The 16,460-nt window shown below is 71.8% G+C and carries 6 protein-coding genes; 4 read left to right on the top strand and 2 right to left on the bottom strand.

The window, feature by feature from the left end; genetic code table 11:
- The first annotated feature begins 168 nt into the window (after positions 1 to 168).
- The 3 genes from glnA to I847_RS21805 all read left to right on the top strand — a co-directional run bounded on the left by glnA (position 169) and on the right by I847_RS21805 (position 6,323).
- Entirely contained in the window at positions 169 to 1,506 is a 1,338-nt protein-coding gene (glnA, locus tag I847_RS0103975) for a type I glutamate--ammonia ligase (protein ID WP_028048659.1), read from the top strand.
- The gene (locus tag I847_RS0103970; RefSeq protein WP_028048658.1) at positions 1,503 to 4,535 is read left to right on the top strand and encodes a bifunctional [glutamine synthetase] adenylyltransferase/[glutamine synthetase]-adenylyl-L-tyrosine phosphorylase; all 3,033 of its coding nucleotides are present in this window, start codon (positions 1,503 to 1,505) and stop codon (positions 4,533 to 4,535) included. The genes glnA and I847_RS0103970 overlap by 4 nt, the downstream gene beginning before the upstream one ends.
- A gap of 108 nt (positions 4,536 to 4,643) precedes the next feature.
- Positions 4,644 to 6,323: a hypothetical protein gene (locus I847_RS21805; RefSeq protein WP_081680396.1), complete on the top strand. Its 1,680-nt coding sequence runs from the start codon at positions 4,644 to 4,646 to the stop codon at positions 6,321 to 6,323.
- Here I847_RS21805 and I847_RS21800 read toward each other — a convergent pair.
- Positions 6,298 to 7,794: a DUF4153 domain-containing protein gene (locus I847_RS21800; protein ID WP_231384064.1), complete on the bottom strand. Its 1,497-nt coding sequence runs from the start codon at positions 7,792 to 7,794 to the stop codon at positions 6,298 to 6,300. The two genes, I847_RS21805 and I847_RS21800, sit on opposite strands and share 26 nt — an antisense overlap.
- Positions 7,795 to 8,068: 274 nt before the next feature.
- Here I847_RS21800 and I847_RS0103955 point away from each other — a divergent pair, with 274 nt between their 5' ends.
- A complete protein-coding gene (locus I847_RS0103955) occupies positions 8,069 to 12,166 on the top strand; it encodes a bifunctional nitrate reductase/sulfite reductase flavoprotein subunit alpha (RefSeq protein WP_028048657.1) in 4,098 nt (1,365 codons plus the stop codon).
- On the opposite strand, the gene I847_RS0103950 is transcribed toward I847_RS0103955, so the two are convergent.
- A complete protein-coding gene (locus tag I847_RS0103950) occupies positions 12,163 to 16,365 on the bottom strand; it encodes a BTAD domain-containing putative transcriptional regulator (protein ID WP_028048656.1) in 4,203 nt (1,400 codons plus the stop codon). The genes I847_RS0103955 and I847_RS0103950 overlap by 4 nt on opposite strands.
- Positions 16,366 to 16,460: the final 95 nt, after the last annotated feature.

Genomic DNA, 16,460 nt, shown 5'->3' with positions numbered 1-16,460 from the left:
GCCGTGGCGAGAGCCTCGCCCGAGCAGTCCGTCGCCGGGCGCGACCCGGAGTCCCGACGTCCTGCCGCGCACGGTTGCTGCGCCGTTCTGCACCCGCTGACGTCGCCCGTCAGACCCACCCCGGACACTGACGCCGGGAATGGTGGTTCATCAGGCAGGATGTACCGCATGGACAGGCAGCAGGAGTTCGTGCTCCGCACAGTCGAGGAGCGGGACATCCGCTTCATCCGCCTCTGGTTCACCGACGTCCTCGGGATCCTCAAGTCGGTGGCGGTGGCCCCGGCAGAGCTCGAGGCCGCGTTCTCGGAGGGGATCGGCTTCGACGGGAGCGCGATAGAGGGCCTGACGCGCGTGTACGAGGCGGACATGATCGCCCGCCCCGACCCGTCGACGTTCCAGGTGCTGCCGTGGCGCGGTGAGCGGCACGGCACCGCACGCATGTTCTGCGACCTGCTGACGCCGAACGGTGAGCCCTCGCTGGCCGACTCGCGCAACGTGCTCAAGCGGGCGCTGTCGCGGGCCGCCGACCAGGGGTTCACGTTCTACACGCACCCCGAGGTGGAGTTCTACCTCTTCGACGCGCCGGCGGACCCGACTCAGCCGCTGGTCCCGGTCGACCAGGGCGGGTACTTCGACCACGTGCCGCGCGGGACCGCGCACGACTTCCGGCGTGCCGCGATCACGATGCTGGAGTCGATGGGCATCTCGGTGGAGTTCTCCCACCACGAGGCCGGCCCGGGCCAGAACGAGATCGACCTGCGCTACGCCGACGCGCTGACGACGGCCGACAACATCATGACCTTCCGCACGGTGGTCAAGGAGGTCGCGCTCGAGCAGGGCGTGTTCGCCTCGTTCATGCCCAAGCCGCTGGCCGACCAACCGGGCTCCGGCATGCACACGCACCTCTCGCTGTTCCAGGGCGACGCCAACGCGTTCCACGAGGCGGGCGGTCACCTCGAGCTGTCCAAGACCGCCAAGTCGTTCATCGCCGGCCTGCTCAGGCACGCCGCCGAGATCACGGCGGTGACCAACCAGTTCGTGAACTCCTACAAGCGGCTCTGGGGCGGCGCCGAGGCGCCCAGCTACATCTGCTGGGGCCACAACAACCGCTCGGCCCTGGTCCGCGTGCCCATGTACAAGCCGGGCAAGGGCAACTCGAGCCGCATCGAGTACCGCGCGGTGGACTCGGCCACGAACCCGTACCTCGCGTTCGCGGTCCTGCTCAACGCGGGGCTCAAGGGCATCGAGGAGGGCTACGAGTTCCCCGAGGGCGCCGAGGACGACGTCTGGGAGCTGACCGACTCGGAGCGTCGGGCGCTCGGGATCGAGCCGCTGCCCACCTCGCTCGACGCCGCGATCTCGATCATGGAGAAGTCCGAGCTCGTCGCCGAGACGCTGGGCGAGCACGTGTTCGACTACTTCCTGCGCAACAAGCGCCAGGAGTGGGAGGCCTACGCCGCTCAGGTCACGCCGTACGAGCTCCGGCGGTTCCTGCCGGTCCTGTGACGGTCTCGTCCTCGGGCCGCGGCTCGTCGCTGGCCGGGCGGCTCACGCGCGCCGGGGTCTCCGACCCGGCGCGCGCCCAGACGCTGCTCGCCGACGCGGCGCTGCTCGCGGTGGTGGACGAGCCGGCTGAGCTGTTGATCGGTCCGCTCACCGACGTCGCCGATCCCGACCTTGCGCTGCTCGCTCTCGCGAAGCTCGCTGGCGCGGTCGTCGACGACTCGGCCGTCCTGCGCGGGATCCTCCAGGACGACGGCGGTCCGCGCACTCGGCTGCTCGCCGTGATCGGCGCCTCGGTCGCCCTCGGCGACACGCTCGTGGCGCACCCCGAGGCACTGCAGATCCTGCTCGACGACACTCCCGGCACGGGCGTGGCGGTCGAGGGTGTGCGGGCGGAGCTGCTCTCGGCGGTGGGGGCGGACCCGTCGGCCGACGTCCCCGTCGCGACCGTCGGTGGGGCGGCCGGGATCGACGCGATGCGCCGGGCGTACCGTTTCCGACTCCTGCGGATCGCCGCGACGGACCTGACGAGCAACGACCCGCTGTCCCGGCTCCCCGGCGTCGCCGCGGCGCTGGCCGACCTCGCCGCGGCGGCGCTCGAGGCGTCCCTGGCCATTGCGCGGGCGGAGCTGGACGACCACGGGCTCGGGGTACGGCTCGCGGTGATCGGCATGGGCAAGTGCGGCGGACGCGAGCTCAACTACGTGAGCGACGTCGACGTCATCTACGTCGCCGAGCCGGTAGACGGTGTCGACGAGGCGGAGGCCCTGTCCGTCGGCGCCCGGCTCGCCGCGGGACTCGCACGTGCGTGCTCGTCGCCGTCGGTGGAGCCGGCGCTCTGGCCGGTCGACGCGGCGCTGCGGCCCGAGGGCAAGAACGGTCCGCTGGTCCGGACGATCGCCAGCCACAAGGCCTACTACGAGCGCTGGGCCAAGACCTGGGAGTTCCAGGCGCTGCTCAAGGCCCGACCGCTCGCCGGTGACGGGGCGCTGGGCCGGGAGTACGTCGAGATGACCCAGCCGTTCGTGTGGGGAGCGGTGACCCGCGAGCACTTCGTCGAGGACTCGCAGGCGATGCGGCGTCGGGTCGAGAGCTACGTCCCGGCCGCCGAGGCGGACCGGCAGATCAAGCTCGGCGTCGGCGGGCTCCGCGACGTCGAGTTCACGGTGCAGCTCCTCCAGCTCGTGCACGGGCGCGCCGACGAGTCCATCCGCAGCCCCAGCACCCTGACGGCCCTCGCCGCGCTGGCGGCCGGTGGGTACGTCGGGCGGTCGCACGCCGCGCAGCTGGCGGTCTGCTATCGGCTGATGCGCGCGCTCGAACACCGGATCCAGCTGCACCGCCTGCGCCGGACGCACCTGATGCCGACGTCCGAGCCCGACCTGCGTCGACTGGCCCGGTCGGTCGGGATGCGGGCCGAGGGTGCCGACGGTCTCGTCGAACGGTGGAAGGCCGCGAAGCGGGACGTGCGTCGCCTGCACGAGGAGCTCTTCTACCGACCGCTGCTCCCGGCCACCGCGCAGCTGTCCACGGAGGAGGCGAGCCTGTCTCCCGACGAGGCACGCGCGCGCCTCGCGGCGATCGGCTACCTCGACCCGGCAGGGGCGATGCGGCACATCGCCGCCCTGACGGAGGGCCTGTCCCGCCGGGCGGCGATCCAACGTCAGCTGCTGCCGGTGATGCTCGGCTGGTTCGCGGACGGCGCCGACCCCGACGGCGGCCTGCTGGCGTTCCGTCGGCTCTCCGACGAGCTGGGCGCCACGCACTGGTACCTCAAGCTGCTCCGCGACTCCGGCACCGCGGCACGTCGGCTCGCCCGGGTCCTCTCGACGAGCCGTTACGTCGCCGACGCCCTGACCCGCTCGCCGGAGTCGGTGACTTGGCTCGCCGACGACGCCGACCTCGAGCCGCGGACCTACGAGCGACTCACGGCCGAGGCGGACGCGATCCTGACCAGGTCAGAGGAGCCGGTGAAGGCGGTGACGGCGCTGCGCGGCCTGCGTCGTCGCGAGCTCGCCCGGACGGCCGCCGCGGACGTCACGGGCACCGTCACGGGGACGCGGGCGTCGCAGAGCCTGAGCGTCGCCGCCGACATCGTCCTGGTCGGCGCTCTGCGGGTGGCCGAGTGGGAGGCCCGCTCGCAGCGGGGCCTGGACGAGAACCCGACGCGGATGCTCGTCGTGGCCATGGGGCGCTGGGGCGGTCGTGAGATGGGGTACTCCTCCGACGCCGACGTGCTCTTCGTCCACGACCCCCTGCCGGGTGCGGACCACGTGCTGGCCCAGGAGTTCGCGCTCTCGGTCACCACGACCCTGCGCACCATGCTGAGCTCGGTCGGGCCGGAGCCCGCGCTGGAGGTCGACGCCGACCTGCGCCCCGAAGGTCGTAACGGCCCGATGGTCCGCTCGTTCGACTCGTACGCCGAGTACTACGACCGCTGGTCGTCCCCGTGGGAGAGCCAGGCGCTGCTCCGCGCGCGACCGGTGGCCGGTGACCCGGAGCTGGCGGAGCGGTTCGTCGAGCTCGTCGCGCCGTTGCGCTACCCCGACGGCGGCATCGACCCGTCCGTCGAGCGGGAGATCCGTCGGATCAAGGCGCGTGTCGAGTCGGAGCGGCTGCCTCGCGGCATCGAGCCGACGCGGCACCTCAAGCTCGGGCGCGGCGGCATCGCGGACGTCGAGTGGACCGCCCAGCTGCTCCAGCTCAGGCACGCCGACCGGGAGCCGGCTCTCCGCACGACCGGGACTCTCGAGGCGCTGGAGGCGGCGGCCGCGGCGGGGCACCTCGACGCCGACGACGCGCAGGTCCTCGCCGACGCCTGGCAGCTGGCGTCACGGCTGCGGGACGGCAACGTCCTGTGGACCGGTCGTGGGGGTGCGCACGCCGACGTGCTGCCGCACGACCGGCAGGCTCTGGCGGGCCTGGCCCGTGTCGTCGGCTACCCGGCGGGCTCCGGCGGCGAGCTCGAGCAGGACTACCTGCGCACCGCACGACGCGCCAGGACGGTCGTGGAGCGCGTCTTCTACGGCTGACCTGCTGTTGCCCTCGCGCTGTGACCAGCGGTACTGCCATGCTCGACCCGACATCGTGCACGTGCGACATCGTGCACGTGAGCTGTTCACCTTGTGCCGGGAGGGCCCGTGGTCGAGAACAAGCCGACGCCTCGAAAGCCGCGCAGCTCGACGGGGGCCCGGCCACCGGGCGGGACGTCGGGGCCTGTCGAGGGCGGCGCGCCGACCCCGCCGGACGAGGTCCCGGTGATCGACGAACCGGCAGAGAGCATCGCGCAGGACATCGCGGCCGACGAGACGGCCGACCCCGTCGAGCCCAGCGCTCCGGGCGAGAACGACACCGAACCGATCGTGGGGACCACGGCCGTGCTCGAGACCGCGGGCTCGGTGAACGACACCGCACCGATCGTCGTGGCGGTACCGACGGAACCGTCGGCCGAGCCGGCCCCCGACCGTGCGGACCTGGTGGCCCGCCTGGCGGCTCTGGAGGCGGAGAACGCCGCCCTGCGGGCCGCGGCGGCTGCTGCCCCGACGGCTGCGGCCGCAACAGCTGCCGGCCCGACCGCCGCTCGCCGGCGGCGCAAGCCGGGTCGCACCGCAGCAGCGATCGTGCTCATCCTGGTCGGCGCCCTCCTGGCGCCCGTCGCCGTGGTCGGCAAGTGGGCCCGTGACCTCGTCGTCGACACCGACGCCTACGTGGCGACCGTCGCGCCGATCGCCAGCGACCCTGGGGTCCAGGCCGCCGTCAGCAACCGTGTCACCAACGCCGTCGTCGAGGCGCTGAACGTCGACCAGCTCGCGACGCAGGTCGGCGACGCGTTGGGCACCCTGGACCTGCCACCTATCGTGGCGACCGGCATCCAGTCGCTGAAGGGTCCGCTGAAGGACGCCGTCACGGGGTTCGTCCACAAGCAGGTGGACAAGATCGTGACGTCCGACGCGTTCGCGGCGACGTGGACCGCGGCGAACCGCACCGCGCACGAGCAGATCGTCGCGACCCTGCGCGGCGACCCGGACGCGCTGGGCCAGATCAGCGACAGCGGTCAGCTCGTCATCGACATCACGCCGATCATCGAGCAGGTCAAGCAGTCGCTCGTCGACGCCGGATTCCAGCTCGCGGGCAAGATCCCGACGGTCAAGGTCACGTTCCCGGTCGCGTCCAGCGCCGACTTCGTGCGCCTCCAGAACGCCTACAACGCCGTCGACATCGGCGGCCGGGCACTGCCGTGGATCTCGCTCCTCCTGCTCGCCGCCGGCGTCCTGGTCGCTCAACGACGGTCCCGCGCCCTCGTGATCGCCGGGTTGTCGCTCGCTGGGGCGATGGCGCTCCTGGCGGTCGGCCTGGCGATCGGCCGATGGTTCTACACGAACTCTCTGCCGCCGAGCGTCCAGCGCCCCGACGTCGCCGTGACCATCTACGACCAGGTCATCACGTTGCTCCGCGTCGAGCTTCGCGTGTTCCTCGTGCTGGGCCTGGTGGTCGCCATCATCGCGTTCCTCGCGGGTGGGACACCGGCTGCCCGGTCCGTGCGCGAGACGTCAGGCAGGGGTGCCGCGTGGGTACGCGGGCTCGGTGACCGGCACGGGGTGGGCACCGGCGGCTTCGGTGCGTGGCTCTACCAGCAGCGCACGCTCATACGCGTCGTCGTGATCGCGTTGGCGGTCCTCGTGCTGGTGCTGGCCGACGGCCTCACCGGCAAGATCGTCTTCACGGTGGCCCTCGTCGCAGTCCTGGTCGTGGGTGTCGTGACGTTGCTGGCTCGGCCTCCGCAGGAGGAGCCCGTCACGGAGCCCGTTCCGACGACCTGAGCCGCGCGCAACCGGCGTCGTTCTCCACGGGGCTGACCTCCGCTGCGCGGCTGCGGCCGAGGTTCCAGGCGAACGGGCCGCCCCAGGTGGGTCCCGTGTCCGCCTGGCTCAGCACGCACGAGCGCAGCGGTTCGGGGAGCTCGTCCATGGCCGGCGCCGCATCGGACGAGAGCCCCTGCAGGTAGACGACGTCGATCGGTCCTGTGCTGCCGGCAGCGGCGTTGTGGCGCAGGATCTGCGCGTCCGGGTTGATGAGCGCCAGGCCGAGCATCCCGACGGCCACCGCCTGCACGATCGCGCCGGGAAGCCAACCGCCCGTCCACCGCACGCCTGCGACCACCACCAGCACGACGATCACCCCGAGGACCACCTCGCCGACGACGACGAGCAGCCGGAGGCGAGTGAGGCCGTAGGTGTCGACGTAGAGGTCCATCCGGCGCAGCGCCGATGCCACGACGCCGAGGGTCGCGACGCACAGGACTCCCAGCGCGACGCGGGCGGTGGTCCGGTCCGGCGCCCGTCGAGCGGCGACGGCCACGACGACGAGCGTCAGGGCCGTGGCGACGACGAGCTGCCAGAACCCCTGGCGTGCGTAGTGGGCGTAGGTCATGCCGCCGATCCGACCGCCCACGAGGGTGTCGACCTGCACGAGGACGAACGCCAGCACGAGTGCGTCGAGCGCGACGACCGGCAGCAGCCACTCGGCGCGACGTGCCGCCGGCGCGGGGGAGAGGTGGAGGTCGCTCCAGGTGGGCGGGTGGAGTGCGAGGTGCGCGAACGTCCCGGCGACGACCGCGACCAGCGCTCCGACGACGAGCTGCGCCGGGAGCCATTCGGCGTGCACGCGCGGGAGGTAGCCCGCGAAGACGTCGTCCGCGCTGGCGAACAGCAGCCCGAACACCACGAGGAGCCCGACGGTGATCGTCACGCTCCGCAGCGCGACGAGCAGCTGGCCTCGTCGCGACCCCGCGGCGCGCCCGACCCCGGCGCCCAGCCACGGCACCGCCCGAACCGCCCCCGCAGCCCAGGACAGAGGCGCCAGCAGCTGGGCAGGCGCCGAGCGTGCGCCCGTGACGGCCGAGGCGCCCGCCCATGCGGCGACGACTGCGCACAGCCCGGCCACCCACCCGGCCGCCCGGATCGCCACGACGGCCAGCAGGGCGACGGACAGCACGGCGGTGACGAGATCGGCCGCCGACCGCCGCCGCCAGAGGGTGGGCGCGGCCGCCACCCAGACCAGGGCGCCCGCGAGGGCGGCCCCGAGTCCCGGCTGATGCCCCACGAGGGCGATCGCGCAGAGCGCGCCGACGACGACGCACAGTGCCAGCCTGGCGCCCGTCATCGATCGGCTGCGGTCGGCCCAGAACGGGGCGAGGGCGCTCACGAGTCGCCCGGGCTTCTCCCGGGGTCCGTACACCGGGCCCAGGTTCCACGCGGGCGGGGCATGGGCAGGAACGCGAGCATCGGCCATGGGGCCAACGTAGGAATCCTGTGCGTCGCCTGTCCGGCACTTCGGAGGGGGTCGCGTGCACGTTCGGTGCGCTGACGTGCAGATTCGATGACGACGAGGGCGCGGGCGCGCACGGACCGGCCGCCGCGTCCGGTCGACCGGGAGCCGGCGCTCACAGCCGCGGCCGTGCGCTTGTGCGCACATGTTGACGTCGGCGCTACGGGATGGCGGCATCGCGGCAACCCGGTGCGGGCATCGTCGACGGGGTGAGTCCCAGACAGCGAGCGGCCGGCGCATGAGCACGACGGTCAAGTCGTCCTGCTCCTACTGCGGTGTGGGCTGCGGCATGGTGCTGGAGGTCGCCGTCGACCCGGCGACCGGGCGGCGGCGCGTCGTGAAGGCGTCGGGGGACAAGGAGCACCCCACGAACCGCGGGCGGCTGTGCACCAAGGGCGCGACGAGCGCCGAGATGCTGCAGGCCGGCGGGCGCCTGGAGCGGGCGATGGTGCGTCCCGAGCGAGGGGCACCCCTGGAGCCGCGATCGACGGCGAGCGCGATCCAGGAAGCGGCGCGCCGGCTCCGCGGCGTGATCGACGAGCACGGGCCCGAGGCGGTGGCGTTCTACGTCTCGGGGCAGATGTCGCTGGAGGCGCAGTACCTGTCGAACAAGCTCGCCAAGGGCTTCGTCCGCACCCACCAGATCGAGTCGAACTCGCGGTTGTGCATGGCGAGCGCGGGCACGGGCTACAAGCTCTCGCTGGGATCCGACGGCCCCCCGGGGTCGTACCAGGACTTCGACCACGCCGACGTGTTCTTCGTCATCGGCTCCAACATGGCCGACTGCCACCCGATCCTGTACCTGCGGATGATGGACCGGGTCAAGGCCGGCGCCAAGCTGATCGTCGTAGATCCTCGTCGCACCGCGACCGCCGACAAGGCGGACCTGTTCCTCCAGGTCAAGCCCGGGACCGACCTCGCCCTGCTGAACGGTCTCCTGCACCTGCTCGTGGCCGACGGGCACCTGGACGAGGAGTTCATCGCCGAGGCGACAGAGGGCTGGGAGCAGATGCCCGCCTTCCTCGAGGACTACCCTCCGGCGACGGTCGCGGAACTGACGGGGATCTCCGAGGCCGACCTGCGCACGGCCGCCACGTGGATCGGCGAGTCCGGGAACTGGATGTCCTGCTGGACGATGGGCCTGAACCAGAGCACGCACGGCACCTGGAACACCAACGCGCTCGTCAACCTGCACCTGGCCACCGGTGCCATCTGCCGCCTCGGCAGCGGCCCGTTCTCGCTCACCGGACAGCCGAACGCGATGGGTGGCCGGGAGATGGGCTACATGGGTCCGGGCCTGCCGGGCCAGCGCAGCGTCGTCGACCCGGAGGACCGGGCGTTCGTCGAGAGGTCCTGGGGAGTGCCCGACGGCACTCTGAGCACGTCGGTCGGCACCGGGACCGTCGACATGTACCAGCGGATGGTCGACGGCAGCATCAAGGCGTGCTGGATCATCTGCACGAACCCGGTCGCGTCGGTCGGCAACCGCAGCACCGTGATCCAGGGGCTGGAGAGCTGCGACCTCGTGATCGCGCAGGACGTCTTCGTGGAGACCGAGACCAACGCCTACGCGGACATCCTGCTGCCCGGCGCACTGTGGGCCGAGTCGACGTACGTCACGATCAGCTCCGAGCGGAACCTCACGCTCCTGCAGCAGGCCGCCGACCCGGTCGGCGACTCGATGCCCGACTGGCAGATCATCGCCGAGGTCGCCAGTGCGATGGGCTACGGCGAGGCATTCAGCTACGCGTCGGCCGAGGAGGTCTTCGAGGAGATCAAGCAGTTCTGGAACCCGCGGACGGGCTACGACCTGCGCGGCATCACCTACGACCGGCTGGCGCGCACCTCGGTCCAGTGGCCGAGCCCCCCGCAGGACGCCTCGAGGTCCGACGATGACGGCCGCAACCCGATCCGCTACCTGAACGACGGCATCAGCCAGAACCTGCTCGAGCGCACGGACGGCACCCGGCCGCGGTTCGCGTTCGCGACGACGAGCGGCCGCGCCGTCTTCTTCCCGCGGCCGCACATGGACGCGCGCGAGATGCCGGACGACGACTTCCCGTTCGCGCTCAACACAGGCCGTCTGCAGCACCAGTGGCACACGCTCACCAAGACCGGGAAGGTCGGAAAGCTCAACAAGCTGAACCCTGGGCCGTTCGTCGAGATCCACCCCGACGACGCGTCGCGGCTCGGCATCGCCGAGGGGGACTCGCTGGAGGTCGCGTCACGACGGGGCCGCGCGGTTCTGCCGGCGTCGGTCTCCGACCGGGTGATGCCGGGCTCCCTGTTCGCGCCCTTCCACTGGAACGACACCTACGGCGAGTACCTCGCCGTCAACGCCGTCACCAACGACGCGGTCGACCCGCTCTCGTTCCAGCCGGAGCTCAAGGTGTCGGCCGTCTCGGTGACCAAGGTGGCCGCCGCCCCCGCGAAGGCTGCGGTGGAGGCGCCCGGTACGCGGGGCGAGCCGGCCGCGGTCGGATCGTCGAGCCTGATCCTGAGCGGCCTCGGCAGCGCGCCCAGCGGACCGCCCGACCTCACGACGCAGCAGGAGAAGTACCTGCAAGGGCTGCTCTGGGCGCATGACCGGTCACAGGTCGGCGAGCCGGCGGTGCTGCCGGAATCTGCGCCGTTCGACGACGTCGCCCGCGCCTGGATCAACGGGATGATCGCCGGCTTCCACCGCGCGCCGGGCGCTCCCCGGCGCGCGCCTGCCAAGCCACGGGTCCGGATGCTGTGGGCGTCCCAGACCGGGAACGCGCAGGACCACGCGGTCGACTTCGCGAGCCGGTTGCGCGACCTGGGCTACGACGTCGAGCTCGTCGGCATGGACGACTACGACGTCGCCAGGCTGCCGGGCGGCGATCCGGTGCTCCTGGTCAGCAGCACGTTCGGCGACGGGGACTCGCCGGACAACGGCGAAGCGTTCTGGGGTGCGCTCGCCGACGGCGGTGCGCCGAGGCTCGACGGTGTGCGCTTCGCCGTCCTCGCGTTCGGTGACTCGAGCTACGACGACTTCTGCGGTCACGGTCGTCGGCTCGACGCGCGGCTGAGCGAGCTCGGCGCCGAACGACTCACGGATCGTGCCGACTGCGAGCCCGACGACGGGGAGCTCGCACAGGCGTGGTTCGTACGGGTCGCGGCCCTGCTGCCCCCGGCGAGTGCATCCGCGTCGTCGCTGGTCGTGACGCCCCGGCCGCAGGCGCCCGCTGCCGTCGCCTCGTACTCCCGGCACGTGCCGCTCGTGACCCGGGTGACGCGCAACGTGCGGCTCGGTTCCGTCGGATCGACCAAGGACGTGCGCCAGTTCGGGCTCGAGGTCGACGCTGAGCTCACCTACCGAGCAGGCGACGCGCTCAGTGTTCGCCCGGTCAACAGCCCGGCCGCTGTCGACGCATGGCTCGTGGCGACCGGTCTGCACCCCGACACCGTGGTCGACCTGGCCGGCGCCGGGAGCCTCTCGCTGCGCGACGCGTGCACGAACCACCTGGAGATCGTCAACGTCACGCCCGACCTCCTGAAGTTCGTCAACGAGCGCCACCCGGGCCGCCAGCTCGCGACGCTCCTGCGCTCGGGGAACAAGACCAGCCTGCAGCAGTGGCTGTGGGGGAGGCAGGCGATCGACGTGCTCGCCGAGTACCCGGTCGTCGCGGACGTCTCCGAGTGGCTCGGCGTGCTCAAGCGCCTCCAGCCGCGGCTCTACTCGATCTCCTCGAGCCCCCTGGCGTCGCCGGACGAGGTGCACCTGACGGTCTCGGCGGTCCGGTACGAGCACCAGGGTCAGGCTCGCCACGGCGTCTGCTCGACGTTCCTGGCGGACCACAGCGAGACGGCGGACGTACCGGTCTTCGTCCAGCCGACGAGCCACTTCCGACCGCCGAGCGACGCGAACGCGTCGATGATCATGGTGGGACCCGGAACCGGGGTCGCGCCGTTCCGCGGGTTCCTGCAGGAGCGGCAGGCCCTCGGGCACCGCGGTCGGAACTGGCTGTTCTTCGGTGAACGCAACTCCGAGAAGGACTTCTACTACCAGGACGAGATGCAGGCATGGCAGGAGGACGGGTTCCTGACCCACCTGACGCTCGCGTTCTCCCGCGACCAGCGGCAGAAGATCTACGTCCAGGACCGGTTGCGGGAGAGCGGCTCGCGGGTGTGGGCGTGGCTGCAGGACGGCGGGCACTTCTACGTGTGCGGCGACGCGAGCCGGATGGCCAAGGACGTCGACCGGGCGTTGCACGAGATCGCGCAGACCCACGGCCATCTCTCCGCAGACGACGCGACCGGCTACCTCAAGCGACTGGCCAAGGAGAAGCGGTACGTGCGGGACGTGTACTAGCTGACGTCGGGGCAGGTGAGCTCGTACGCGCGGTTCTCCACGAACCGGTTCCACTCGGCGTGCGTGAGGTTGCGACCGGCGAGCCCGCATGCCAGGTCGATCACGTGCTGCTCGCGCGTGTCCCAGGTGAGGACCTTTCCTCTGGGCTGGGCGATCAGGATCGTGTGTCCGGGCATGGCGCGTGCTGTCGCGACGTCGTCGGGGCTCCCCGCGGTGAGGCTGCCGAGAGGCGCGAGCGTCTCGGCATCCCAGAGGTCGACGACCCCGTTGCCGGTGGTGACGAGCTGCGAGCCGTCGGTGCTGTAGGTCATCTGCCAGACGTGGTTGCTCGGGAACCGGCTGGCCTCGTGGACGTACTCCAGGCGCCCCTCGCGGAGGGCCTCGACGTCGAGCACGACCCACTCGCTCTCGCCGCCGAAGTAGACCGCGAGACCGGTGCCGTCGGGGGAGAAGGCCCACGTGTCCGGGAAGCCCGGGAACAGGACGTCCCGGGTGCGCCCTGTCGCGAGGTCCATCACGGCGACGGTGTTGTTGGTCCACCATCGGCGCACGAGCAGGGTGCGGTCGTCCGGACTGGTCGTCGGGTAGTCCCACTCCTCGGCGTCCAGGTCTGGCAGTGCGATGGGCGGTCCCTCGACCTCGAGCGTTGCCGGGTCGATCCTCCAGACGGAGGCCTGCGGGTCCACCGCGAGGATCGTTGTCCCTGCCGTCGTGAACGTCGCAGCACTTGCCGGCGTGCGGTCGTTGCGACGGATCGACGCGCCCGTCTCCGGGTCCCACGACTCCATCCAGCCGGTCTTCGTCATGGGGTCGATCCCCACGGTGAGCAGCATGCTCGAGTCCGGGCTCCACACGTACTGATCGGGCATCAGCCCGGGCAGCTCCGTCAACGGGGTGAGGTCGCCCGTCGCCAGGTCGCGGAACTGGATCGCGCGGTCCTGCACACCGTTCCCGTAGGACTGGTACAGCACCTTCGTGCCGTCCGGCGACGGGATGCTGCGTGCAAGGTCGACACCTTCCGGCTCCGCGGGGTACGTACGCCAGCCGGGGAACCCGCTGGAGTCGTCAAGGTCCCAGGCGAGGAGCAACCCGTCCGGTGCGACGGAGTACAGGGTGTGCCCGTCCGGGCTGAACGACATGTCGGTCACCTCCTTGGTGTGTCCCCGGAAGGCGTGCAGCTGTCCACGCGAGGGGAGGTCCCACACGACGATCTCCCCGTCGGCGTAACCGGCTGCGAGCTGGGTGGGGTCGGGGCCGAACTGCAGGGCGTTGACCCCTTCGGACTCGCCGACGAGCGTGAACCGCGGCTCGAAGGTCGTCGCGTCCATGACCACGACGCCGGAGACGTCGGAGTGCGCCAGGGTCGAGCCGTCCGGGCTCAGCGCGATGATGGACTCGCGTTCGCCCCGGTACTCGGGATTCGCCGTCCGCAGCAGGGTGCCCGTGTCGACGTCGAAGGCGCGCAGGCTGTTCTTGCCGGACCTCTGGACGACGTAGACGGTCTCGCCGTCGGGGCTCAGCAGCACCCTGCCGTAGATCTCCGGCATCGGTATCCGCAGGACCGGCTCGGTGGGCTTGTCGGTGTCCCAGACCAGAGTTTCCTCGGTGTTGTCGTCGAGCCACGCGACGACCGCGAGCCGCGAGCCGTCCGCGCTGATGGCCAGGCCGTCCCGGTCGACGAACGCGCCCTCGTGGAAGCCGCCGTAGGTCGCCACCTCCTCGAACGTCTGGGAGTCGAGGACGCGCAGTGGGTCCGGGTCCGGGAGGTCGACGGCTTTCCCGGTCGGGTCGGTGCCGATGACCGCGACGACGAGGCCCGTGCCGTCCGGGGTGTAGTCGAGGGAGAGCACCCGCAGGTCGTCGCGTCCGCCGGACCTCGAGAGGTCCCGTGAGTCGAAGACCGTCTGACCCGCGTCGCCTGTTCCGATCGCGCTGGTCACGGCGACACTGCTTCCGTCCGGGCTGACGTCGACGTAGCTGCCCGCCGCGTGGGCGACCGCGACGAGGTCCCCGGTCCGTTCGAGCACGTCGTACAGCGACGAGCGGGCAGCCAGCGAACCGTCGAGTCGCACGGCCTCCACGCCGAGCAGGACAGAGAGGTCGGGCTCGGTCGTCGTCAGCGCCTCGGCCGAGAGCCGCCGTGAGTCGGCGATCCGGGCCTGGTCGTCGGACCGATGAGCCGCATCGATGGCCGCGTTGCCGGCGACCAGCGCGGCGACGAGCAGTGCGCCGACCCCGGCCAGAGCGAGCCGAAGGCGTCGGTTGCTTCGGGCCTTCGACCGGAGCTCGCGGTCCGCGTTGCTCCTGGACGCATCGAGGAACGCCTGCTCGGTTCCGGTGAGGTCCACCCGGTTCCGGTCGGCCCACTCGATCGCGCCGGCCAGCCGGACGCCGCGGTACAGCTCGCTGTCCGGACGACCCAGCGAGTGCCAGCCCTCGGCCGACGCGGCGAGGTGCCGGAAGACGCGCTGGCCCTCGACGTCGTCCTCCAGCCAGTTGCGCAGGCGTGGCCACTCGCGCGCGAGCGCCTCGTGCGCGATCTGGACGTCACCCGCGTCGCTGCTGACGAGGCGAGCGGCGGCGAGGACGTCGATGAGTCGCTCGTGCTGCTCGTCGTGCGCGAGCGTCTCCCGGGGCACCCTGGCCCGGATCGGGACGCCGTCGTCGCCCGGGCTGACCAGGCGCAGGAAGAGCGCCTGGATCTGGGCCTGCTGCACCTCGTCGAACTCGGTGTACAGGTGCTCGGCGGACTGCGCCACGGCGTCCCGGATCCCGCCGGTCGCGCGGTAGCCGTCGACGGTCAGGGTCGCGCCCTCCCGTCGTTCCCACGTCTGTCGCAGGACGTGGGAGAGGATCGGCAGCGCTCCCGGCTCGCCCTCGACCTCGCGCACCAGGAGGTCGACGAGGCCGGGCTGGAGACGCAGCCCCGCCTGGCGTGCCGGTCCTTCGATCGCCGCGCGCAGGTTCTCCTCGCTCAGCGGCGACAGCAGGTACAGACCGCGCTCGACGAGCCGGGCGAAGCCGGGATGCGTCGAGAGCTCGCCCAGGCGGTCGGCGCGGAGCGCGAGCACGACCGGCCCACGGTAGGCGGCGAGCACGTCGAGGTACGCCGTCCTCTCGCCGTGGTCGGTGCACAGGGTCACGGCCTCCTCGCACTGGTCGACCACCAGCACGGGGAACGGCGCCCGTGACGGCAGGCCCGCCAGGGAGTCCAGCGGCCTCGTCCCGGGAGTCGTCACCAGCACGGGTGAGCCCTCGCCCTGCAGGGTCGCGACGACGCCGGCGCGGACGAGCGACGACTTTCCCGTGCCGGACGGGCCGACGACCGCCAAGGTCCCCCGGGCGCGCAGTCGGGACAGGCATGCGTCGGCGTCGGCCTCGCGGCCGAAGAACGTCTCCGCGTCCGCGCTGTCGTACGGGAGCAGTCCCCGGTAGGGGCAGACGAGGCTCGCGGGCAGCGGCTCGGCACTCTCGAGCGCGGCGTCCTGCCGCAGGATCGCACCCTCGAGGGCCAGGAGCTCGGTGCCCGGGTCCAGCCCGAGCTCCTCGCGCAGCATGCGCTTGGCCTGGTCGAGCACGTCGAGGGCCTCCGACTGCCGCCCCGACTGGTAGAGCGCGCGGGCGAAGAGTGCCCAGCGACGTTCACGGAACGGTGCCTCCCGGACCAGTGCCCGCGCCTCGTCCAGGCTCGTCCGCGGCCGGCCGGCCGCGATCTCGGCCTCGACGCGCAGCTCTTGGGCGTCCATGCGCAGGCCCTCGAGCCGTTCCGCCTCCGTGCGACCGGGCTCCCACTCGTCGAGGTCGGCCAGAGCCCGGCCCCGCCACAACGACATGGCGTCGTCCAGCACGAACGACGCACGGTCGGGGTCGAGGTCGGTCAGGTGTTCCCGTGCCCGACTCACCATCCGCTCGAACCGGCGGCTGTCGAGCTGGTCGTCGCTGACGCGCAGGACGTAGCCGCCGTAGGAGGTGGTCTCGATCGCCTGCGGGCCCAGGTGCTTCCTCAGCCTGCTGACACACCCCTGCACCACCTTCGGCCAGCTCGCCGGCGGGCTTCCGGCCCACACGGCGTCCGCGAGAACCTCCGTGTCCACCGCCTCGTTGGCCCGCACGACGAGGACCTGCAGGACGACTCGGTCCCGAAGGCCGAAGCCGTCGAGGCCGTCGACGGTCAGTGGTCCGAGCACCTGGATGCCCATGTCCAGAACTGTCCGCCGAGTTCTCGGCACGGTCAACGCCCGCGATACCGCCGTGATACCGCGGGAGCGGTGGCGTGATACCGGGGGCTGCCATA

The sequence above is a fragment of the Cellulomonas sp. URHD0024 genome, assembly GCF_000426185.1.
Classification (GTDB): Bacteria; Actinomycetota; Actinomycetes; order Actinomycetales; family Cellulomonadaceae; genus Cellulomonas.
Note: the sequence above shows the minus strand (reverse complement) of the source record. Positions and strands in the feature narration are given on the sequence as shown.